This window comes from Pauljensenia sp. UMB0895, assembly GCF_030218905.1.
GTDB lineage: Bacteria > Actinomycetota > Actinomycetes > Actinomycetales > Actinomycetaceae > Pauljensenia > Pauljensenia turicensis_A.
The window spans coordinates 67700-89156 of sequence record NZ_JASOQR010000003.1; the positions used below are offsets into that span (position 1 = coordinate 67700).

Annotated in this window: 16 protein-coding genes; 11 read left to right on the plus strand and 5 right to left on the minus strand. The window is 56.4% G+C overall.

Annotated features, from left to right (window positions below):
* Positions 1-261 precede the first annotated feature (261 nt).
* The 3 genes from QP503_RS02720 (at position 262) to QP503_RS02730 (ending at position 1455) form a co-directional block, all read left to right on the plus strand.
* Positions 262-489 carry a helix-turn-helix domain-containing protein gene (locus QP503_RS02720; RefSeq protein WP_006680784.1) on the plus strand — a complete coding sequence of 76 codons (228 nt, stop codon included), beginning with the start codon at positions 262-264 and terminating at the stop codon, positions 487-489.
* Between the two features lie 89 nt (positions 490-578).
* Entirely contained in the window at positions 579-677 is a 99-nt protein-coding gene (locus QP503_RS02725) for a 30S ribosomal protein bS22 (RefSeq protein ID WP_003792170.1), read from the plus strand.
* Between the two features lie 109 nt (positions 678-786).
* Positions 787-1455, plus strand: a complete 669-nt coding sequence (locus QP503_RS02730; protein WP_103632669.1) for a histidine phosphatase family protein — start codon at positions 787-789, stop codon at positions 1453-1455.
* Positions 1456-1476: 21 nt separating this feature from the next.
* On the opposite strand, the gene QP503_RS02735 is transcribed toward QP503_RS02730, so the two are convergent.
* The 3 genes from QP503_RS02735 to QP503_RS02745 form a co-directional block, all read right to left on the minus strand.
* The gene (locus QP503_RS02735) at positions 1477-1947 is read right to left on the minus strand and encodes a hypothetical protein (RefSeq protein WP_103632670.1); all 471 of its coding nucleotides are present in this window, start codon (positions 1945-1947) and stop codon (positions 1477-1479) included.
* A gap of 155 nt (positions 1948-2102) precedes the next feature.
* Positions 2103-2996 carry a 1,4-dihydroxy-2-naphthoate polyprenyltransferase gene (locus tag QP503_RS02740; protein WP_006680787.1) on the minus strand — a complete coding sequence of 298 codons (894 nt, stop codon included), beginning with the start codon at positions 2994-2996 and terminating at the stop codon, positions 2103-2105.
* 148 nt (positions 2997-3144) lie between these two features.
* On the minus strand, positions 3145-4461 hold the full coding sequence (locus QP503_RS02745) for an AMP-binding protein (RefSeq protein ID WP_006680788.1): 1317 nt from the start codon (positions 4459-4461) through the stop codon (positions 3145-3147).
* 96 nt (positions 4462-4557) lie between these two features.
* Between QP503_RS02745 and QP503_RS02750 the strand changes: the two genes are divergently transcribed.
* Positions 4558-6072, plus strand: coding sequence for a L,D-transpeptidase family protein (locus tag QP503_RS02750; protein WP_285069510.1), 1515 nt, complete (start codon positions 4558-4560; stop codon positions 6070-6072).
* A gap of 123 nt (positions 6073-6195) precedes the next feature.
* Here the strand turns inward: QP503_RS02750 and QP503_RS02755 are convergent, their stop codons facing one another.
* Complete coding sequence (locus tag QP503_RS02755) at positions 6196-7176, minus strand: 1,4-dihydroxy-2-naphthoyl-CoA synthase (RefSeq protein WP_103632671.1); 981 nt, start codon at positions 7174-7176, stop codon at positions 6196-6198.
* Between the two features lie 154 nt (positions 7177-7330).
* Between QP503_RS02755 and QP503_RS02760 the strand changes: the two genes are divergently transcribed.
* From QP503_RS02760 to QP503_RS02775, 4 genes are all read left to right on the plus strand, one after another.
* Complete coding sequence (locus QP503_RS02760; RefSeq protein WP_006680791.1) at positions 7331-8407, plus strand: o-succinylbenzoate synthase; 1077 nt, start codon at positions 7331-7333, stop codon at positions 8405-8407.
* Positions 8307-10076, plus strand: a complete 1770-nt coding sequence (gene menD / locus QP503_RS02765; RefSeq protein WP_285084416.1) for a 2-succinyl-5-enolpyruvyl-6-hydroxy-3-cyclohexene-1-carboxylic-acid synthase — start codon at positions 8307-8309, stop codon at positions 10074-10076. The genes QP503_RS02760 and menD overlap by 101 nt, the downstream gene beginning before the upstream one ends.
* A 118-nt stretch (positions 10077-10194) precedes the next feature.
* The gene (locus QP503_RS02770) at positions 10195-11991 is read left to right on the plus strand and encodes a S1C family serine protease (protein WP_181002145.1); all 1797 of its coding nucleotides are present in this window, start codon (positions 10195-10197) and stop codon (positions 11989-11991) included.
* Between the two features lie 616 nt (positions 11992-12607).
* Positions 12608-16903, plus strand: a complete 4296-nt coding sequence (locus QP503_RS02775; RefSeq protein ID WP_285101194.1) for an InlB B-repeat-containing protein — start codon at positions 12608-12610, stop codon at positions 16901-16903.
* A gap of 470 nt (positions 16904-17373) precedes the next feature.
* On the opposite strand, the gene QP503_RS02780 is transcribed toward QP503_RS02775, so the two are convergent.
* Positions 17374-18627 (minus strand): isochorismate synthase, encoded by a 1254-nt coding sequence (locus QP503_RS02780; RefSeq protein ID WP_285101196.1) that lies wholly within the window; start codon positions 18625-18627, stop codon positions 17374-17376.
* 182 nt (positions 18628-18809) lie between these two features.
* On the opposite strand from QP503_RS02780, the gene QP503_RS02785 reads away from it, so the two are divergent.
* The 3 genes from QP503_RS02785 to ndhC all read left to right on the plus strand — a co-directional run bounded on the left by QP503_RS02785 (position 18810) and on the right by ndhC (position 21452).
* Positions 18810-19529 carry a class I SAM-dependent methyltransferase gene (locus tag QP503_RS02785; RefSeq protein ID WP_285101198.1) on the plus strand — a complete coding sequence of 240 codons (720 nt, stop codon included), beginning with the start codon at positions 18810-18812 and terminating at the stop codon, positions 19527-19529.
* 248 nt (positions 19530-19777) lie between these two features.
* On the plus strand, positions 19778-21058 hold the full coding sequence (locus tag QP503_RS02790; RefSeq protein WP_006680797.1) for a geranylgeranyl reductase family protein: 1281 nt from the start codon (positions 19778-19780) through the stop codon (positions 21056-21058).
* Between the two features lie 34 nt (positions 21059-21092).
* Positions 21093-21452 carry an NADH-quinone oxidoreductase subunit A gene (ndhC, locus tag QP503_RS02795; RefSeq protein ID WP_006680798.1) on the plus strand — a complete coding sequence of 120 codons (360 nt, stop codon included), beginning with the start codon at positions 21093-21095 and terminating at the stop codon, positions 21450-21452.
* Positions 21453-21457: the final 5 nt, after the last annotated feature.

Here is a 21457-nt window from a genome sequence, read left to right on the forward strand (position 1 = left end):
GCGGAATGCTTTCGCCTTATCGACACAACACTCGCCCCCTATCGCTTGGCATTCCATGATTCCTTGCCACGCTACCACCCCACTATCACCAAAGAAACTCTTGGTTTTCGCCGGCGCGCGACTGCGAAGTAAAGATATCTGAACGCATTCTTCCAGAATTATCCACAACCTGTCTTTAGGCATTAGTATTGACCCTGAGGCTACGCGCGCAAAAGGACCGGCGCCACTGGCTGCCTCACGAAGATATTTTTGGGAGTTCTCATGGTGTCGCATTCCGCCCCCCGTTTTCTAACGGTCGCTGAAGTGGCGGAAATTATGCGCGTCTCAAAAATGACCGTCTACCGTTTGATTCATTCTGGCGACCTGCCTGCGATCCGCGTCGGCAAGAGCTTCCGCGTGCCGGAAGCAGCTCTTGGCCAGATCATCGAATCGGGTCTTGCTGATCACACCGAGACTTCCATTTCGGTGAGTAGTGCCATTAACGGGTAAGATAGCAACGCTATGCCTGTAATGGGCATGATTCGTCAGGCGGTAGGAACCTCTGCCGCGAGCTAGTTTCAACAAGAGGGAGGAACCCCATGGGCTCCGTCATCAAGAAGCGCCGCAAGCGTATGGCAAAGAAGAAGCACCGCAAGCTGCTGCGCAAGACGCGTCACCAGCGTCGCAACAAGAAGTGAGCTTCAAGGCCCGGCCGATTCGGTCGGGCCTTCGCTTTTATCTGTCGGAGCCCGCTTTGGTCGGAGCCCGTTTTGCGCGTACTCACATGATTCGTGTCAGACTTACCCCATGACGACAACGAAGATCCACGTGATGCGCCACGGCGAAGTCGATAATCCAGACGGCCTGCTCTATGGGCGTCTTCCCGGTTTTGGTTTGACGGAGCTCGGACATCAGATGGCTCAGCGTGGAGCCGACTATCTGAAAGAAACCGACGCGGATATCACGGCCGTCATTGCGTCGCCTCTTCTTCGTGCGCAGCAGACCGCGACCCCGACTGCTCGCGCCTACGAGCTTCCTATTCACTCGGATCTTCGCCTGATCGAAGCTGGAAATATCTTCGAAGGCCAGCCGGTGAATGCTGACCGCAGGGTGTTGATCAAGCCGAATGTGCTGAAGTACTATCGCAATCCATTTGAGCCATCGTGGGGCGAACCGTATGCGCAGATTGCGTCGCGCATGAGTGCCGCACTGTCAGGCGCGTTGAAACGCGCCTATGGTCACGAGGCCCTTGTTGTTTCGCACCAGAGTCCGATTACGTTGCTCACGCGTTTTGCTCGCAAGCAGATGCTGGCACACGCCCCATGGTCGAGGCACTGTTCCCTAGCGTCGATCACGACGTTTATTTTCGATGACGGCACACTGGTCGATATTGACTACGTTGAGCCAAGCGCTGACTTGCTTGTTCACGCACACGATATGACTCCCGGGGATTCCGAAGCGGCCCTCAAACGCTGAGTCTTTATCGCGCCGACCCGATCAAGCCGGGGGGTCGTTGCGGTTTGTGGTCTCGTCGTCATGGTTCGCGGACGTATCTGACGCACCCGAGCCCTCTTCGAATGCGGATGGTGAATCGGGAGCGGAATCGTTAGACGCGTTCGCGCTTTCCTTGCTGGCCTTCTTGCGTTGGCGTTGAATGTCGCGCTCGAGCCGGAAAAGAAACTCCGGATCGTCATCGGGAGCAAGGGGTGCGGGCGTTTGTTTCTCCGAGGGGAGGCGGGTGACGGAGAAGCTGATGGGAGCCTCGCCGGCTTCCGCTTTGGCGACGAAACGCAAGGCGATCCACGCGATCGACCCGATCGACAACGACGGGATCGTCAGGATTATCAGCAGTAGCCAGATGTTCTTTGGCAACTTCGCCGGCACTTGATCTTCGGGCGTGCGAAGCCAATCCGTGATCGCGTAAATCGTGACCGCGGCCCAAATGACGATGCCAAGAATGCGTACCATTGCGCCAGTCTATCCAAGGAGCGTTGAAGCGTCGCAGCGAGGGCTTCGCGGGGAGGGCTTCGCGGTCAACGGATGCGAGCGAAATGCGCGGGGTGCTCAATCTCGCCATCGTGTACGAGGCTCAGGCTGAAAGTCCGAGCTGAGCGGCTAGGGGATCAGGCGAGGAGCAGGAAAGCGCTGACCTCGATCGCCCAGGCGAGCGTGTACAGGCCGGTGTTGCGCAAAACAGGAATCAAACGGGCGCCAGTTTCTCCACGCACGATCGGGAGAACTGCGAGAGCAGTCATGAATCCGGTGATGATGAGGGCAACAAGAATCAGTGGCCACGAATAGGTGAGGGTGAACAGCAATACTGCAAGGCTCATCACGGACAGAGTAAAGCAGGCGGTGAATATATTGCGCGACGTTGTATCACCCAGGCGAACAGCAAGAGTGCGTTTACCGGATTTGCGATCCGTTGGAATATCGCGGATGTTATTCGCCATCAGCAGTGCGACTGACAGGAAACCCAGCGTGGATGCCAGCATCCAAAGCCAGCCCGGTGCCTGAGGGATCTGAGTCCACGTGGTGCCCACGCACGCCATCAAACCGAAGAAAAGGAAAACGAACAGCTCGGACAAGCCGATCCCCATGTAGCCGTAGGGAGTGCGGCCACCCGTGTAGAACCATGTGGCAAGCACGGCCAAAATGCCCGGGATCAGAAGAATCCATGCGCCAGACAAAGCAAGCAGGGCTAAGCCGGCCACACCAGCAATCCCGAAACAAGTGAGCGCGGCAATCAGGACATTCTTCGGAGCGGTCAACTTTCCACCCGTAAGGCGCGCAGGCCCCAGGCGGAAATCGTCGGTGCCTCGAATACCGTCCGAATAATCATTCGAATAGTTTGCGCCGATCTGCAACGCCAAGGCAACGACAAGAGCAAGAACGGCGCGCACTGGCGCAACGGCACCCATGTGGATTGCTGACGCGGTACCGACCATCACGGGAGCAATAGCAGCAGGCAGAGTGCGAAGACGCGCCCCTTCGATCCAGTCGTTCAACGTTGCCATGAGTGGCAGTACCTGCTTTCCATTGTCTGAAAAAGTGACGGGCTCACGAGCGTTTGTCGCAAGCGTGCTTCACGAGAATACGCTGTCTAAGATGAAAACAGCATTCTGCTTCGGTTGCATGTCAGGCACAAAAGCCAAGAAGCGCGCCTTAACGACGCCAGTCAAAGACCGTGTCTTCAGCATCCTTCAACAGTTTCGTGGCCGCCATGCGATCGATCTTCATCTCCGACAGGTAGGGGAGAACACCGGTCACAACAACACGGCGAGGAGCGTACACGCGCCCCAAGACCTCGCCCACGTCAGAACGCAGATGCCGAGCAAACTGATCGACTTCGTCCGCAGATGAAATAGGATTCTTCGGGACAACCAGCGTCGTGATTAACTCGCCCCACTTATCGTCAGGAGTCGACGTCACCCATGCGTCAGCTACCTCATCGCAAGATAGAACAGCTTCTAAGACCGGGGCAGGAGCAACAGAAAGACCACCGGAAACAATGACATCATCCGCGCGCCCCTGAATTTTCACGGTTGACTCACTCGTGATCACACCGATATCGCCCGTCAGCATCCAGGTTGTGCCTCCTTCAACAAAAAGAGGGGAATCCCCGTCCACATAACGAGTCATCAGCATCGGGCCTGAAAGAGCGATCCGCGCCTGAGAATCATGCTCAACAGTTCGCACCTCAACACCGGGCTGAGGCACCCCGTTATAGATGCACCCTCCGCACGTTTCCGTCATCCCATACGTCGTGACGATATTCAGACCACGGCCTCGTGCCACATCCAGCAGATCCGAACGCGTGTGCGCGCCACCAACCAAAATCGCAGAAAGCCCTGAAAGAGCCTCGATCACTTGATCGTCAGCCAAGCACGAGGCCAACTGAGTCGGAACCAACGACAGATAACCAGGAACTCCGTCCTCGGCCGTAGCCCCAGCGATCGCAGGAAGAAGCGCTCGCGGATCGAAGCCCGCAGACGTATCAACGATTTGCGGATTCGTTTCGGCAACGGCCGCGCGAAGCAAAACCATCGCTCCGGCAATGTGGTGGGCCGGCAATGCTAGAATCCATTTTCCCGGCCCGGAAAGGGCTTCGTGCGTTGCACGCGCGGACGCGATCAACGCATCGATCGACAAGCCCACAAGATGAGGTGTGCCTGCGGACGAACCGGACGTGGGAATGACCAGGTCGACACCGCTAAAGAAATCAGGCTCGGTGATCGCCGGATAGAGCGAGGGGAAACGCTCGGCTGGAAACGCCTCTTCGACGGTTGCCGAGGCCCCGCGCAGAGTTGATGGCGGAACATCCTTCGGATCACGCATCACAACCACCGTGTGAGGTGCGGGGTGATTCGGGTCAGCTTGGCGTTCTTCGTAAAGTTCCACCAGCTTGTGAAGAGCCGCATGTGCAAGAGCGACAGCTCCGATTGAGGTTCCTCCAGGTACCACCAGCGTTCGAGTTGTCAATGTGGATCCCCCTAGAATGCGTCTGTTCTGTACTGCCTACAGCCTAGGTTGCACGTATAAAAAGCGCTCAATTAAGCCAAGAATGGTCGTGGAATTGTGGCAGATTTTCCACTCCTCCTTGTGGGACTCAAGTCGCTTGAAAAATGTACAACCGATAAGGTTGAGCCGATGTTGAACAAGCTGAATTCCAAGATGAAGTGGACGGTCGCAGGTATCGTTGTGGCTGTTCTTGTCGCCCTTGGTGCCTCCGGCGCATATGCCGCGTATTTCGTTCACAAGGCTCTGCCTGGAGTCAAGATCGCTGGTGTTTCCGTTACGGGGATGACGCGCGACCAGGTCAAAGAGTCCATCGCCCAGCGAGTTGAGGACACCATCGTGACGTTCGACGTTGACGGTGCGACATCGCAGACGACTCTTGCCGATGCTGGCGTTACTGTTGACGTTGATAAGACCGTCGACGAAGTGTTTGAAGGCAACAAGAATTTCTTCACTGAAATGAAGGCTCTGTTCGTCAAGAAGGACGTGGCTCCGGTTCTGGTCACCGACGACGTGATCCTGTCCGAGTTCGCGACCACACTAGCTGAATCGACCGGCACTGTCGCGCAGGAAGGCACGGTTGTCCTTGGCGGCGACGGTGTAACTTTCGAAGGCACCGAAGCTGTTGCGGGTGCGCTGATCGATACAAAGACTGTGAAGGACGGCGTGCTGACGCAGGCGAGTACACTGACCTCCGGATCCGTTACTCTTTCTCCGGTTCAGCGTGAGCCTAAGGTGACAACTGAAGACGCTGCCGAGAAAGCCACTGAAGCAAATGCTCTGGTCGCCGTTGACGTTTCGATCAACACTGGAACAGAAACCGTGACCGCAACACCGGCAGAAAAAGCATCGTGGATTGAAGTCACCACAAACGAAGACGGCTCGCTGAAGGCTCCTTCGGTCAATCTTGAAAAGGCCACCGCGTGGGTTCAGGCAACCGCTGAAGCATCAAACACCGCCGTTGTGAACGGCGTGAACAATGTGAACTCTGCGGGTCAGGTTCTGACTGTCTTCAAGGAAGGCCAGCCTGGCAAGAATGTCAACAATGTCGATGCGATCGCTCAGGCACTGGTTGAATCTGTCAACGCCCTGACCGCGTACAGTGCTGAATTTACCTATGACGAGGTTCAACCCACCTACGAGAGCCGTCAGGTCGCTGAAGGCGCAGGAAACCTGGTCTACCAGGCGGCCGACGGTGAAAAGTGGATCGACCTCAACCTCAGCGAAAGCACCGTTATTGCATATGAGGGTGGTACGGTCGTTGGCGGCCCCTACTACATGGTTCCCGGTGCCCCCGCGACCCCGACTGTCACCGGCACCTACCACGTCTACTTGAAGTACGCGAAGCAGACAATGCGTGGCGACAACGTTGACGGTTCCAAGTACGAAACTCCGAACGTCCCGTGGGTTACCTACTTCACCGGTAGCTACGCGTTCCACGGTGCGCCATGGCGTTCATCCTTCGGTTGGTCTGGCCCCGGTGGCTCGCACGGTTGTGTGAACATGCCAGTTGAAGCGGCCAAGTTCATCTACGACTGGTCCGACTACGGCACCACGGTGGTTTCCCACTACTAAGGATGCCCAGGCTTTTACTGGGGCCCGCTACAGGCTTTTACCAAGGTCTGTCCACACGTTTTTATAGTGAAGGCTCAGCGGTTGTATGCCACTGAGTCTTCACTGCGTTCTGGCTTCCTCGGTTTAGAAGTAGTACGGGTGCCCGCTCCAATCGGGCTGACGATGCTCTAAGAATGCATCGCGTCCCTCTTGTGCTTCCGCAGTCATATACGCCATGCGTGTGGCCTCGCCCGCGAACACCTGCTGGCCTGCCATTCCATCATCTGCCAAATTGAATGCGAACTTGAGCATGCGGACTGCCTGTGGACTCTTGGTAGCGATTGTGCCAGCCCACTCGAGCGCGCGTTCCTCCAGTTGCGCGTGGGGAACCGACGCGTTGACAACGCCCCACTTTTCAGCAGTATCGCCGTCGTAGCGCTCGGCGAGGAAGAAGATCTCGCGTGCCCTTTTGTCACCGACCTGGCGGGCCAGTAGAGCTGACCCGTATCCGGCGTCAAAGGACCCCACATTCGCGTCAGTCTGCATAAACGCAGCATGCTCTTTCGACGCGACGGACAGGTCACAGACCACGTTCAGAGAATGCCCGCCACCGGCAGCCCACCCAGGAACTGCCGCGATGACAACTTTCGGCATGGTACGAATCAAACGCTGAACTTCAAGAATATGCAGGCGTCCAGCCTGAGCGGGATCTACTTGCTCGCGACGAACTACAGTGTTGGCTTGAGAGTCGGCTCCGTCCACTTCGTATCGATAGCCGTCGTTGCCTCGCACGCGTTGGTCTCCGCCCGAACAGAAGGAATAGCCACCGTCTTTGGAGCTGGGGCCATTGCCCGTCAGGATCACCGCAGCGACATCGCCCGTCATCCGTGCGTGGTCGAGGCAGCGATAGAGCTCATCAACGGTGTGGGGGCGGAAGGCGTTTCGAATGTCGGGGCGGTCAAATGCAATTCGAACGACGGGCATGTCGGCGCCCTTGGGCTGGCCGTCTTCGGCTTCACCACGCGAAATACCGCGGTGGTATGTCATGTCGGTCAGCGTGAATCCTTCGACCTCGCGCCAACGGGCAGGGTCGAAAGTATCGGAGATGAAAGGCAGTGCGCTCATGCAACCAGCCTAGCGTCTTGCCTTCCGTGAAGCGCACGAGGCTGGGACTCCTTGTGGAAACCAGTTATCCATAGGTATCGCCTGTGAATAACGACAATCCACAACTGGGCGTCCTCACAGTTTGTTGAGACGCCAATTCGGGCACAATGGAAGTATGAGCGAATCCCATGGTGAATTGACGCGCATTGATATGGCATCTTTGCCGAGCCATGTTCGTCGCGTTCTTGATGGCGTCGATGATCTGCTTCTTCACCATCTGCCGATGAACGTGCGTTTTAGGCGCGTGACCAGCAGGGAAGGACTGCTATTACACGGGCCGTCCGGCTGGGCAGAAGCGTCGCCATTTTGGGATTATGACCCGGTTGAATCCTCAACCTGGCTGGCTGGCGCCTATTCGGTGGCGACTGGACCGCGCAGAACTTCACTGCACGATCGTGTTCCCGTGAATGTCACGATTCCGGTTGTTTGCGCATCCGATGCCTACCAGAGAGTCATCAGTTCGGGTGGTTGCGCTACGGCGAAGGTGAAAGTTGCGGATCCCAATACTGAACTGAGCGAAGATATTGCTCGAGTCGAAGCCGTTGCTCAGGCGCTTGTTGATACGGTCGGAGCCGAACGCGGTCGTATTCGAGTCGATGTGAATGCCGCATGGGATGTGGACTACGCGCGAAAAGCCGTTCCTCAGCTAGACCGTGCAGCAATGCAAGTGGGCGGTCTTGAATACGCAGAACAGCCGTGTGCCAGGGTCGAAGATTTGGCAACCTTGCGTCGTTCAATTGATGTGCCCATTGCTGCAGACGAATCAATTCGCAGGGCGGATGATCCTCAAGCAGTTGCGCGCGCTCAGGCCGCGGATGTTGCGATCATTAAGATTGCTCCGCTTGGTGGAATCGAACGAGCCCTACAGATTGGTGAGCAAACCGGCTTGGACCTAGTGGTTTCGTCCGCCTTGGAATCCAGTGTTGGCCTGGCCGTCGGTGTGCGGGCCGCTTCGCTTCTGCCAGGAATGATACGCGCGTGCGGATTGGCGACATCGCACTTCTTGGCTTGTGACGTTGTCCCTCAACGCCTGCTTCCTGTTGACGGGTTTTTGCCGGTGCGTGACGTTGAACCAGATCAGAGTCTGGTTGATGCCCGCCCCGTTGACGCTGAAATACGTGACCGGTGGCTTCACCGTCTTGACCTCATGTGTGCGCATCTCGAATCTGTCGCTGGAGGACATCATGCCTGAATCCCAGTCAATTGTTCTTGCCCAGCGCATTGTCGGTGCGCTGATTGCTGCGGGTGTCAATGACATCGTGTACTGCCCTGGGTCTCGTAGCGCGCCCCTTGCTTACGCTCTTGACTCAGCAGTGCGGGGCGACCTTGTCCGCGCCCATGTTCGCCTTGATGAGCGCTCAGCTGGATTCCTCGCACTCGGCTTGACCAGGAGATGGGCAAGCGAGCCCACCTGCCACGACGTCGAGGACCTGTCGCCGGTTGCGATTGTGACGACTTCGGGCGGGGCAGTGGCTGAGTTACATGCGTCGGTCGCCGAGGCCGCTCATGCTCACCGGCCTCTGATCGTTCTCAGTGCGGATCGTCCAGATGAAATGCGCGGTGTTGGAGCATCCCAAACCACGATTCAGTACGGCATTTTCGGTCCGCACGCTCCAACTGTCCTTGATTTGCCAGCGGATACCAAGCCCGATCAGCGCGTTGACTCGCGAGTAGCTCGAGCCGTGCATCGCGCATGCGGTAGACCGTCAGGTGTTGCAGGTCCCGTTCACATCAATGTTGCGTTCCGTGATCCGCTGACACCTCAGTCAGGTTCAGCGACACTTGAGCCTTTGTCTCTTGCCAAGGTGTCATCGCCGTCGATCTACCGGCCTCGTCGTCTCGGTCAGACGTGGGATGACGTCGTTGATTCGTCACTGCGAACTGTGATCGTGGCGGGCGATGGTGATGACCAGAGTGGGGAAGCTTGGGCGAATTATGCGAAGATCCCGATTTTTGCTGAACCGACCAGTGTTCTTGCGTGCGATCCGAATCGAATTGCTCACCAGCAGGTGCTCCTTGCCTCGCCCCTAGCAGATCAGATTCAACAGGTGATCGTTACCGGTCGTCCGACCCTGTCGCGTCCCGTGTCTGCGTTACTTGGGCGCAGTGACATTCGCTTGATTGTTGTCGACCCGCATGATGAGTGGGTTGATGTTCAAGGGTGTGCCAGTGAAGTGGTGGCATCGCTTGCTCCGCCACGCCAGGTTTCAACGGACGATGTGTGGCTGGAGCAGTGGAAGGAAGCTGGCCGAAGAGTCTCCCAGCAGATTCGCACGATTCTTGATGAATCCCCGATGTCAGTGCTTGTTCTTGCTGACTTAGTGTGGAGTTACGATTCGCGTCCGCTGATGGTGGGAGCATCTCACTCGATCCGTGCACTTGACCTGGTTGGTGTTGATGGGCATGGGCGCTCCGTTGTTTCTCACCGGGGCCTTGCGGGAATTGATGGCACGATCGCTTCTGCGATTGGTCTGGCACTTGTTCGCGAAGAGCCGACTGTTGCGCTGATGGGGGATCTGACGTTCTTCCACGATGTGGGCGCGTTGGCTATCCCAGCGGACGAGGCCGCCCCCGATTTGTTGATCTTTGTTGCTGACGATGGTGGCGGGTCAATTTTCTCCACCCTTGAACACGGGCGCCCAGAAAACGCTCCGACGTTCGAGAGATGGTTTGCGACTGCTCAACCGCAGTCTCTTAAGCACCTGGCTCACGCCTACGGCGTGGATTATGTGGAATGTATGACGCGTCAAGACGTGATGCGCGAGCTTGATTCCGACGTACACGGGATCCGGATCTGTCATGTGAAATGCGCTCGACCTGTGCAAATTGCTGATGTGAGGAAGCTGGCGGATCAGATTTAGCACCACAGGAAACGCACAGGAAAGATTCAGTGAGTCGGCAAGAAGCGGGTGCACACTAATGTCATCAGCTTCCAAGAAGCACTCAGTTTTTAACACGCTAGCTAATGAAGGATCCGCAATGAGCGACTCACCCAACAATGGTAAACAGCGCGCCTTGTCATCGGAACCGACGAAGACAGAAACCACCCCCACAGCTAAGCCAGCACCACGTGTCCAGACGCAGGCCAGTGGCACGGGCGCTTCGAGGACATCGGAATCGACTCCGCTCTCCCGCTGGGCGGGGCGTCCCGCTCAAGTCTCAGGTCCCACCACGCCGACAGAGTCGTCTCCAACTAGGCCGACAGAGCCGTTGCCTCACGCAAGGTTTGCGCGTCCATCCTCACCCGCTCAGCAGGCCAGTGCGACCGGTTCGACTCCCTCCCAACAGCAGGGGTCATACGGAACAGGTTCTGCGTACTCCGGCGTGACCTCCGGTGGCACCTACCAATCTGCAACGAGCGGCCAGCCCTACCAGCCGTCGAGCTCTCAGGCTTACCAGGGTGCGGGGGCCACTCAATCAGCAGGCTTTCAACAGCCGAATCAGCCAGGATCGCGTTCGCAAGGAGCCTCGTACGCGGGCGGGAATGGGCCGACGACGGAGACTCACCCCTACACCTCACCTTTGAGTGCACCGACAAATACGCCGACGGTATCTATTGCAAGGCGGAGTTCGAAGCGTCGCGGTCCTAGCTGGCTTGCAATGATCCTTGGCATGACGGCTACTGCTGCCGTGTCCCTGTCGGGAGCCTTCGCGATGATCAATGCCGGTCATGGAAAGGCAAACGAAACCGATTCGTCAGCAAACACGAAGACAAGCGCGTCAACCGTTCAGCCTGTTAGTACCAGCGGTGAAGACCCTGACTGGCAGGCGGTTGCGGCAGCTGTCCAACCCGCGGTTGTCACGATTTCAGTGAGCTCCAGTTCGTCCTCCGGCGTTGGATCCGGCGTCATCTACGACGCTCAAGGCGACATTGTCACGAACTACCACGTCGTTTCAGGTGCGACCGGTGCCGATGCGACGATCCAGGTGACTCTCAGTGATGGTCGCTTGTACAACGCGTCAGTCGTCGGAACTGACCCGACGACTGACCTTGCGGTTATTCGCCTGGAAAACGCCCCTTCCGACCTGACGGTCGCTGCCTTCGGTTCGTCGTCAGACTTGGCTGTCGGCCAGGAAGTCATGGCCGTGGGCGCTCCGCTGGGCCTGTCAAACACTGCAACCACCGGTATCATTTCCGCTCTGAACAGGCCAGTTGAAGTTTCGAGAAGCAAAGAAAACTCTCAAGAGGTCGACCCGAACGATCCGTTCGGTCAACTGCCCGGTTTTGGTGGTGGACAAGAAGAAAATCAGGCTCAGGCTCAGTCCTCCACGGATACTCAGATCACCAACGCTATCCAAGTTGATGCATCTATTAACCCTGGTAATTCCGGTGGCCCGCTGTTTGATGCGACCGGTAAGGTGATCGGAATCAACTCGTCGATTGCGTCGAATACCAGCTCGGACAAGGCCGGGTCGATCGGCTTGGGCTTCGCTATCCCCGTTGATTTGGTGACCTCCGTGGCCGATCAGCTAATCGCAACCGGCACCGTTGATCATGCGGTCCTGGGTGTTTCGGTGACCACGAAGGCTGTTGCCGTTGATGGTTCTAACGTTGCGGGCGCCTCGGTTGAGGAATTGACGCGTGGCGGTGCCGCTGCTCAGGCCGGGTTGCAGGCAGGGGACGTGATCACCGCCGTTGATGGAGAGTCGGTGTCCTCGTCGAAGCAGTTGACCGGGTACATCCGTCGCTACCGGAGTGGTCAGGAAGTAACGATCACTTACGTCCGCAATGGTGAGAAGCAGGATGTGACCGTCACGCTCGGCAAGGCGTCCTGACAGCTCTGCTGATTCTAACTCTTGGTGGGCCTACCCTTTGGGTGGGCCCACCTGTTTGTATGCACATGTCTCGATTTGCGCTTGGTACGGACAGTTACTCCAAAAAGGTATGACATATCTCGCGGGAGTGCGGGGCTGGTGCTTTCTTGATGACGAGGAAGATAATGTAAGCATCCCACTGTATATGCGAGCCGGAGTTTTCCTCGTTGAAAACAAACGTGTGTCTAAGAATAAGAGGTAAGTGATGAAGAACCATCGAGCTCCGTGGACGAGGACATGCCGGCGCCTACTTGCGCTCGCCGTCTCTGCCTCGGTAGTCCTGATTGGCGTACCAGCAAGCGCATGGGCTACTGAACAGATAGAAGGCTCAGAGAGTACGGTTTCTAAGGTGCAGGCTCCTGCGTCTCAGACTGCACCGACTGATTCGTCATCCCAGGCAGATGCATCGGACAATGGAATGGGAGTTTCGGCTTCAAATTCGAGCGATTCAGAGAATGCTACAACGGAAAACACGCAGTCGACTGGCTCTGGCGAACCAACCGCTTCGTCATCGCTTCCTTCTCAAGCCTCCCCCTCCGATTCAAATAAGATAGCTCAGCCACAGAGGCTTCCTCGTATGGCGCCGGCTACCAAGTCTTTGTCTGACGTCTGGGTGAATGCTGATTCTGGCAGTGATGATAATGCTGGCACTTCTGCAGATGCGCCACTTGCATCGCTGAAAGCTGGTTTAAATGCACTTGGTGACGGCGGAACTTTGCATATCGCAGGCACTTTTACAACCGGCACTCCGCTTACTATCCCAAGTGGTGCACACCTTGACGTGTACTCAGATGCCACCTTTACCGGTTCAAACGGCCAAAATGGCATCATTCTCTCTGCCGGTGCGAAGCTGGGGGCCTCTCATGGCGCTAAGCTCACGATGAGCGGTTTTGCAACTGCTCTCGACATTGCTTCTGGCGCGGAAGTCAATGATGGTATCTACATCCTTGATCGGAACGCGATTGCTTTTAACTTGAAAGGCAAATTCAACGGTTCGTCGCGAGAAGCGCTGACCGTATCTGCCCTAGAGAGCACTGGGCGAGCTTTCACCTATGGGAAAGGTTCTAGCTTTAACAACTGCACGGTGAATGTGCAAGCGAAGGACGAAAAGAGCGAGCAGTACGCTCCGCTTGTGATGAATAATGCGTCGCTCACCACGCGCGGAGTCTGGTACTACCTGAACCCTGAAAAAGACACGTATTCTCTCGATTTGAATAACTCTGACTTGTATGTCTACAAAGCCACTGGTTCTTCTGCATATAAGCAGACGATGGCAATTTTCGGCCAGCTTCGAATCGTCAACGGCTCTACGCTCACTTCTGACGGATCGCGTATTTCTCAGGGTGATCATTCAACCATGGAAGTCACCGACTCCACGATGGTCTTCAAAAACAGCACCGCAGGTGGCTACAACATCAACTACGAGAATTCAAACGCCACGTTTACGAACTCGACTCTCGTCGGTGAAAACCTGCGGTACATTCCACTATTCGGAGCTGGTCGTAACAACCCAGAAGGCCAGTTCATTAAGTTTGTTGGCAACAGCGTTGTCAACACTGCTGCGGTAGATAAAACAGCCGATAATGGTGGTGCGAACGCTCCTGCGCAGTACGTTGTAACCGGTGGCTCGTTCAAGATCGCTTACGATCCGACCTACAACTATAACGTCACTACGCCGACGAACGGTGCCGAGAACGGTAATGAGCGACTGAGCCTGCTGACCTTGGCTGATTCTTCAACGAACGTGTTGAATCCGAAGAACATTAACGGTGACAGGTACACCTATAACGTTGCGCGTGCCTCAGATGATGGTCTCAAACACGTGTGGGTGCCAAGCGCCAAGGTTACCTACGTATTGAACAACTCCAACGCCTCATTCGCAGACGGGTCAAAGCAGTCCAAGACTGCCACCACAATTCGCGGTTATGCCCTCGACATGATTGCTGGAAATGTGGATCCCGGGACTCCAACTGACGCGAATGGAGTCAAGTTCCTTGGATGGTTCTACAGGGATGACGCTGGTGCGGAACACGAGTTTGATGCTTCATCTGCCGTGGATACGAACCTTGAGGTTTACGCTAAGTGGAATGCAGCGTCGGTGATCTACCACAACAACAACGGTGGCACGAACTTCGTCAGTGCCGTTGCTCCCTCGGCTCAGTCAGCGACTGTTCTGGACTTTGACTCGATCAGCGCTCAAGATTCAACATTTGCTGTTCCAGGAAAGACGTTTAAACATTGGACGACGGATCCTGCAGGGCAGGGCAAGCCGATTGCTCCGGGCGAGACTCTTCCCATTACGGGTGCATCAAGCATCGACTTGTATGCGCAGTACGACGTCAACCTGTATCAGGTTGCATTCTCTGCAAATGGTGGTCGCTTCTCCGATGATTCCGTTTTCAAGACGAATCCAGACGTGTTCACGGTTATTACCGATCCCAACGGTGGCGACGTCGCAGTACTGAAGAAGAAGGCAGAATACGGCGACGAGTTCCGCTCTCTTCTTGGTGCGCTCGACTACAACACGCTTGTGCCGGATCAGAAGGCTCAGAAGAACGGATGGATACTCGGCGACACGACGAATTGGTACACAACCCCCACCGGTGGAAAGAAATATAACTTCAAGGACCGGAAGTCGTGGCTGTTCTCCAGACCAGGCGATAACCCACAAATCACGAAAGATATGACCTTCTACCTCGGATGGAAAGAAGATCCGAAGGTTGACAAGATCGAGAACGATGCTGAAATCCCTGGAGATATCTGGGGTGTCAACCCTGCCGAAAGCTCCAAGGAACAATTTGTTCGCGTTGGTGACACATTCAGCGTGACCGGTGTTATCAACGCAGATTCCATCAAAGATCAGATGAACGCGATTGAATCGATGTTCCCTCAGGTTACGAGTAGTAATCGTTCTGCGGTCATGATGGATCGAAGCGCTAACAGCGAAAACTTGAAGCTTTCACAGATTGCTTTGACTTCTCCGACATCGACGTTCACTGCAACGTTGACCATGCCAGAGGGCGTCACTATCCCTGAGTCTCCTCAGGTGACTCCGGCAGGTTTGGGTGATGCTTTCGAGGTCACGGACGTGAAGGTTGACGATCGCGACATCACCGTGACCCTGAGCCTGAAAGCGGGAATGACGGATTACGCCAAACTCAAGGCGGCTGTAGAATCTGTTACCCCGATGGCTGATGGCGGTTTAACCCTGACGGTTAATGGTTTGGGTATTGATGGTGACAAGGTTGCCAATGGTGACAAGCTCACGATAAGTGGAAAGGTTACTGGTTCATTCTCGGCAGTTGCTACAAGCCCCGGTGGCACCTCAAAGCATTTCAAGTTTACTTGGAATGCAGTGCAAGATGGTTCGACAGGGGATCCGAACTCGAGCAACGTCAAGGCAATTGAGTACACGCTCGTCGTAGTGAAGCCGTACCTGGGGATTCTGCCCGCCGATATTCGGGTTGGTAAAGAAACTCAGCATAATGCTGCGTATCCGGTGCGTCGTGGGGAATCGCTCGACTTTGTAGGCGCAGTGAATGTGGAGCCTATTAAAAAACAAATGAAGGAAATCGAGGCTCTTTATCCTGGGGGCACTGATTACGAGAAACTTGGGATTCAGGTTCGCAACTTTGCCTTCGAAGCAACCTTCACTATTCCGGAAGGCCTCTCGCTTCCGGCAGAAGTCACGCCACAAGCTCTGGACTTTGGTGAAGGCTTCAAGGTTGAGGAAACATCAGTTCACGGTCGAACCCTTACGGTGAAGATGACGCTGAATAAGGACGTCACGAACTACGCACAGTTGCAAAAGATTGTTATGGATGCTGGTGCGAAGGATCACTGGATGAAGATGCTTATCCCCGGTGTCACGGTTAATTCGGATGCTCCGGCTGGTAAGCAACTGACGCTCTTTGGTGAAGTCACCGGCGCGTTCGAAGCGACAGCTACCTCTGAAGCTGGAACGGCTAAGGAATTCAACTTCTCCTGGGGTGCGGAACAGTGGCCTGATGGCAGGGATGCTGTGGCTGATGCTTCGGACAAGTCCATTCGTTTCACAGTCATCACTCCGGAGCAGGCGCTGTTGCCCGCCGACATTCTGGTCAATGGTGATACCGAGAATTCAGCTATCCACATGACCAAGCGCGGAAGTGAATTGAACTTCTCGGCTGATCTTGATGTCAGCGTGATTCAGAAGAAGATGGAAGAGATCGAAAAGAGCAACAACGTGCCCGCGGAGCACTTCGATCGAGTGATGGTGAAGCGGATCGAGAGTGAATTCACGACTCGCATTAGCGTTCCTGAAGAACTTCGAGCAGTCTGGCCGAAGGACAAGGCAAGCTACGCCCTGACCGGAACGGATGCTTTTGAGATCTCGGATGTGGCGTATGCAGATGGTGTCATCACTCTTTCGATGAAGCTTAAGGGCGACTACCCAACGTACAAGGCTTTGCGTCAAGCAATTCATGATGACACGAAGTCGAGCTTGATTCTGACAGTGGCTGGCTTCAAGGTGCCAGACACCGCGCCACTTGACCAGAACATCACCGTGAGTGGCGAGGTTTCTGGATACATGAAGGCGTTGGCGACAGTTGAAGGTGGTCGTTCGGCATCGTTCTCGATGGAATGGGTTTCTGTCCAGAAGGAAGGCGGACGCGACAAGATCCTTGAGGGAACTGACAGCTCGGCAGTTCAGCTCACCTTGAAGGTCACGAAAGATCCTGCAGTGATCGATGTCAAGCCGCCATCGCCTGCAAAACTCCCGAAGACGGGTGCTGCGCACATTGGGCTGTCTTTGTACGTGTCGCTAGCTTTCCTTGTTGCAGGTGGCACCATGGTGGCGTCCCAACGACGTACTCGCAAGGAGTTCAACTGATCGACGGGCAGAGCGTTATTCGGTATAGCGTGCTGTACCAGTAGCTGAAGCGTCTGTCAGACGGAACAAGACCCTGGCTTCTGCGGACACATTATGTGCCTGTAGAAGCCAGGGTCTTACTGTCTATCAACCGTTGATTTTTGGAGCGGTCTAGGGGTCTCTCTTCTGCTGCAAGTGCGCCGACTGCGCTTGGTGCCGTGCCACGATCCTGGCCTTGGCACTAGTTGCATCTGATGCGACGGATGTGTGTCTAAAAGCTCGGATTTGTCGCGTTGGGTGTAGTTGGTGCCGTGTGTGGGTTGGTTTTTTGTTCCCGACTGCACTTGGTGCGACGGTTTTGCTTGGATAGTCGTGTTTGTGTCGCGTGGGGTGTAGTTGGGGCCGTGTCACGATCCTGACCCTGGCACCTGTTACACCTGGTGCGACGCTCTACCCGCCAAGCGACAAAGTGAGTCCGCCAAGGATGTCTCTCACAAGCCGAGTGCGTCCAGCAATGGCGCCATCTTCTGGCGCGTTTCTGCAAGCTCAATCTCAGGATCAGAATCCGGCATAATTCCGCCACCTGCAAAAATGCGCAGTGTATGCCCGTCGTCTTCAACAAGGCCACAGCGGAGGGCAATGCAGAATTCACCCTCGCCGTCGGCGTCGATCCAACCGACTGGTCCGGAATAGCGTCCGCGCGCGGTTTGCTCGTGAACTTTCAGCAGCTCAAGCGCCTCGAGGCGCGGTGTCCCGCAGACGGCTGCGGTCGGATGTAAAGCGGCGACTGCATCCAACAGGTTCGCATCTGCCAAAGTGGCGTGAATGTCGGAAGCAAAGTGGACGACGTTCGGGAGCTCCAAAATGAAGGGGTCATCGGGTGCGTTGACTTCAGATGCGAGGGGAGCGAGCGCTGAAACAACGGAATCAACCGCCAAAGTGTGTTCGCGACGATCCTTCGCGGATGCGAGCAATTCATCGGTGTGGCCGGCGGGCGCAGTTCCAGCCAAGACTCGCGAACGTAGCTGAGAAACGTGCACGGACGCGAGCATTTCAGGAGTGGCGCCCACAAGGTCATGGACGGCGAAACGCCAGGTCTGCGGGTAGAGCCTATTGAGTCGAGCAAGAAGATACCGCTGGTCAATCGCGGTTTCAGCCCGTACGAGCATGTCGCGCGCCATGACGGCCTTCGCGGCATCCCCAGCCTGGAGGCGCCCCGCGAGTTCTTTGACGCTGGACGCCCATTCGGCTTGCGTCATCCTGCCGGTATCGGTCACGAGGCCGTCCGGCCCGGTCAGTTCGCTGTCCTTAAAACTGGGGCGGAGCTGGGCGAGCGCCTCAAGTGGATCGCGAGCAGTATCCGAGCAGGACATTGAAACAGCCCAGCGTTCCTTGTTGGTCGCCACGATCACGAATTCGGGGACGCTCAGGTATGAAACAGAGGGGGAAGCGAAACCGTAGGACCCAAAAGCAAGGGGAAGGCTGAGGCCAGTGTGGTCGGCCTCGCCGATTGCGGAACGGCGCACCTGGTCCCACCACGATGCCGAATCGGAAATAGCGGACGGGGTGTTGGATGACCATTCGGCGGCGGTGCCCCAGCCGACCATTGATTGACGCCATCCGAACCACACGAAAGGCGAAACGCCGTCGGGGATCAGTTCAAGCAGCGGCGTGTTTTCCCAGCGGGTGCCTTGAAGTGAGGCTGCACGCACACGCAAAGTGGGAACGGAAAGCTCGGTGGGCATGGGTCAATCTTACCCGTGCGACTTTGCTGGGGTGCGTGCGCCTCACCTGGGTGTGGGTGTGAGGGGGAATCAATGCGGGCATCTTAGTGGTGAGGACGGGCGCGGAGATGCGCGAAGTGTGAACGGACAGTGCGATGTGGGCGCGGGTATGACACGAGGGGCCGACGTGGGAAGATAGGGGTATGGAGAATGAACCTTCGGGCGCACTGCGCGCTGACCTCACGAAATCAACCACCGACGTCGCATCGATGTTCGACCGTGTTGCCGAGCGCTATGACCTTATGGATGCGCTGATGACAGGCGGTATGGATCACGTGTGGATGGTCGCGTTGCGCAACGCGGTGAAGCCGGCACCGGGGGAGAGGATCCTTGACCTTGCTGCGGGCACGGGCGCTTCGTCGGCTGCCTTGGCGAAGGGTGGGGCGGAGGTTGTGGCTTGCGACCTGTCCGAAGGCATGATCGAGGTTGGTCGCCAGCGTCACCCCGACATTGAGTTCGTCCAGGGTAATGCGCTTGACCTGCAGTTCGAAGATGGGTCCTTTGATGCGGTGACGATTTCGTGGGGTCTGCGTAATATCCCAGATCCGGCTCGCGCGCTACGTGAGATGGCGCGAGTTGTTCGTCCACGAGGCCGCCTGGTTGTCTGCGAGTTTTCAACCCCGCCGAACGCGGTTTTCCGTAGGCTCTACAACTTCTACCAGTCCACCGTGATGCCGGTGATGGCGAAAGTAATGTCGTCGAATGATGTCGCCTATGACTATCTGATCGAGTCGATTCGTGATTGGCCGGATCAGCAAGATGTTGCTCGAATGATCGCCGCGAACGGCTGGGCCGATGTCCAGTATCGAAACCTTACTGGCGGAATCGCGGCACTGCACCGAGCTGTGAAGCCGTTGCCCTAAGGGCGCCACAGATCAATGAGGAGGAAGGCGTACCGAATTAGGTACGTCTTCTTTTTCCGAATTGAATGCATCTTTGTTAACGCTCGCATTTCACTTTTCCCGAAAATCCGCCTTTCTTGAAGAACGGGCGCACTCGTTGGCGCAACAGGCTACGCTTTCAATTCGGATCGCGGTGCAGTGCACACCGCTCCGACTTGCACATCTGCGCAGCCCGTACAGCTGCGCTCACTTTTTTGGGAGGGCTACCAGTGGTCAATGACCTTACTGGCGTAACGGATGCCGACGTCATTATCGTCGGTGCCGGACCTGCGGGTTCCTCCACCGCATATCACCTGGCAAAGCTAGGGATTGACGTCCTCGTCCTTGAAAAAGCAGAGTTTCCGCGCGACAAGATTTGCGGTGACGGCCTGACTCCCGCGGCCGTCCACGAATTGATCGCGATGGGCATGGACATCTCCACGTGGAACCGAAACCGAGGGCTGACCGTCGTCGGCGGAGGACACACGATTTCCCTTGACTGGCCTGATCAGAAGTCGCTTCCGGGCTATGGGATGACGCGCGCACGCATGCAGCTGGACCACGATCTGATCCAGCATGCAGTGCATGCGGGCGCCCGTCTGATGGAGGGAATTACCGTCACCGGCGCACTGACCAGTCCAATGGGTCGCGTGTGCGGTGTGAAGGCAAAGAAGGGGCGCGGTAAAGATGCCGAGGCCTTGGAAATGCGCGCCAAGATGGTTGTCGACTGCGGTGGTGTTTCTGCCAGGCTCGCTACCTCTCTCGGCATCGAAAAGGCGATCAAGCGCCCCATGGGTGTTGCGGCGCGCGCCTACTTCAAGTCGCCTCGTGGCAACGAAGACTACATGGAATCCCAGCTGGAACTCTGGTCGGGCGTGCCCGGGCAATCGGACCTGCTTCCCGGTTACGGCTGGGTCTTTCCCATGGGCGACGGAATCGTCAACGTTGGTTTGGGCTCTGTTGCCTCTACAGCCAATGCGACGCAGCTTCCCTACAAGAAGGTCTTCGAACAGTGGATCGCGAACGTGCCTGAGGAATGGGGATTCACCCCTGAAAATCAGATCGGCCCGCTCCGCTCAGCTGCCCTCCCGATGAGCTTCAATCGCAAGCCACACTACGTGTCGGGCCTCGTACTCGTTGGTGACGCAGGTGGCATGGTGTCTCCGTTTAATGGCGAAGGTATCGCACCGGCTCTGAAGGCGGGTCGCTTCGCTGCCTCGTGCATCGCCCAAGCCTTCTCGCGCACCACGTCGGCAGGCATCGACCGCGCCATGAGCGAATATCCCGAACTTCTCCGCGAAGAATACGGTGGCTACTACCAGCTGGGCCGAGTCTTCGTGGCTCTCATTGAAAATCCGCGAATCATGCAGCTCTGCACCAACAGGGGTCTGCCAATTCCGCGACTTATGACTTTCGTTCACAAGCTACTTTCTGACGGCTATGAACGTAAGGGCGGCGACTTTGATGACCGCCTCATCACAATGTTGACAAAGATGGTGCCGTCCGTATGAACGCCCTTCACTTCTTTCAACCCCGGGAGGAACGATGACGAATCCCTATTTTCCGTTGCTGATTATGGCTGCGGCTGCACTCGTGCTGGCACTTGGTGGCCTTGGCGCATCGGCGATTCTCGGCCCGACGAAGAAGTCTAAGACCAAAGCTGACAACTACGAATGTGGCATTGAACCGACCTCGGGGCACCTTCACGAAGGTCGCTTCCCGGTTCGTTACTACCTGGTCGCCATGACGTTCATCATCTTCGACATTGAAGTCGTCTTCATGTACCCGTGGGCAGTGAGCTTCAGCCAGCTCGGCCTGTTCGGGCTTATTGCAATGCTGACGTTCATCGCGCTCATCACCGTGCCATACGTGTACGAGTGGCGACGCGGTGGCCTGGATTACTGAGGGAC

Coding starts and splice junctions, on each gene's coding strand:
- QP503_RS02720 (WP_006680784.1), top strand. CDS start 262: ATGGTGTCGCATTCCGCCCCCCGTTTTCTAACGGTCGCTGAAGTGGCG.
- QP503_RS02725 (WP_003792170.1), top strand. CDS start 579: ATGGGCTCCGTCATCAAGAAGCGCCGCAAGCGTATGGCAAAGAAGAAG.
- QP503_RS02730 (WP_103632669.1), top strand. CDS start 787: ATGACGACAACGAAGATCCACGTGATGCGCCACGGCGAAGTCGATAAT.
- QP503_RS02735 (WP_103632670.1), bottom strand. CDS start 1,947: ATGGTACGCATTCTTGGCATCGTCATTTGGGCCGCGGTCACGATTTAC.
- QP503_RS02740 (WP_006680787.1), bottom strand. CDS start 2,996: ATGGCAACGTTGAACGACTGGATCGAAGGGGCGCGTCTTCGCACTCTG.
- QP503_RS02755 (WP_103632671.1), bottom strand. CDS start 7,176: ATGAGCGCACTGCCTTTCATCTCCGATACTTTCGACCCTGCCCGTTGG.
- QP503_RS02760 (WP_006680791.1), top strand. CDS start 7,331: ATGAGCGAATCCCATGGTGAATTGACGCGCATTGATATGGCATCTTTG.
- menD (WP_285084416.1), top strand. CDS start 8,307: ATGCCCGCCCCGTTGACGCTGAAATACGTGACCGGTGGCTTCACCGTC.
- QP503_RS02770 (WP_181002145.1), top strand. CDS start 10,195: ATGAGCGACTCACCCAACAATGGTAAACAGCGCGCCTTGTCATCGGAA.
- QP503_RS02775 (WP_285101194.1), top strand. CDS start 12,608: ATGGCGCCGGCTACCAAGTCTTTGTCTGACGTCTGGGTGAATGCTGAT.
- QP503_RS02780 (WP_285101196.1), bottom strand. CDS start 18,627: ATGCCCACCGAGCTTTCCGTTCCCACTTTGCGTGTGCGTGCAGCCTCA.
- QP503_RS02785 (WP_285101198.1), top strand. CDS start 18,810: ATGGAGAATGAACCTTCGGGCGCACTGCGCGCTGACCTCACGAAATCA.
- ndhC (WP_006680798.1), top strand. CDS start 21,093: ATGACGAATCCCTATTTTCCGTTGCTGATTATGGCTGCGGCTGCACTC.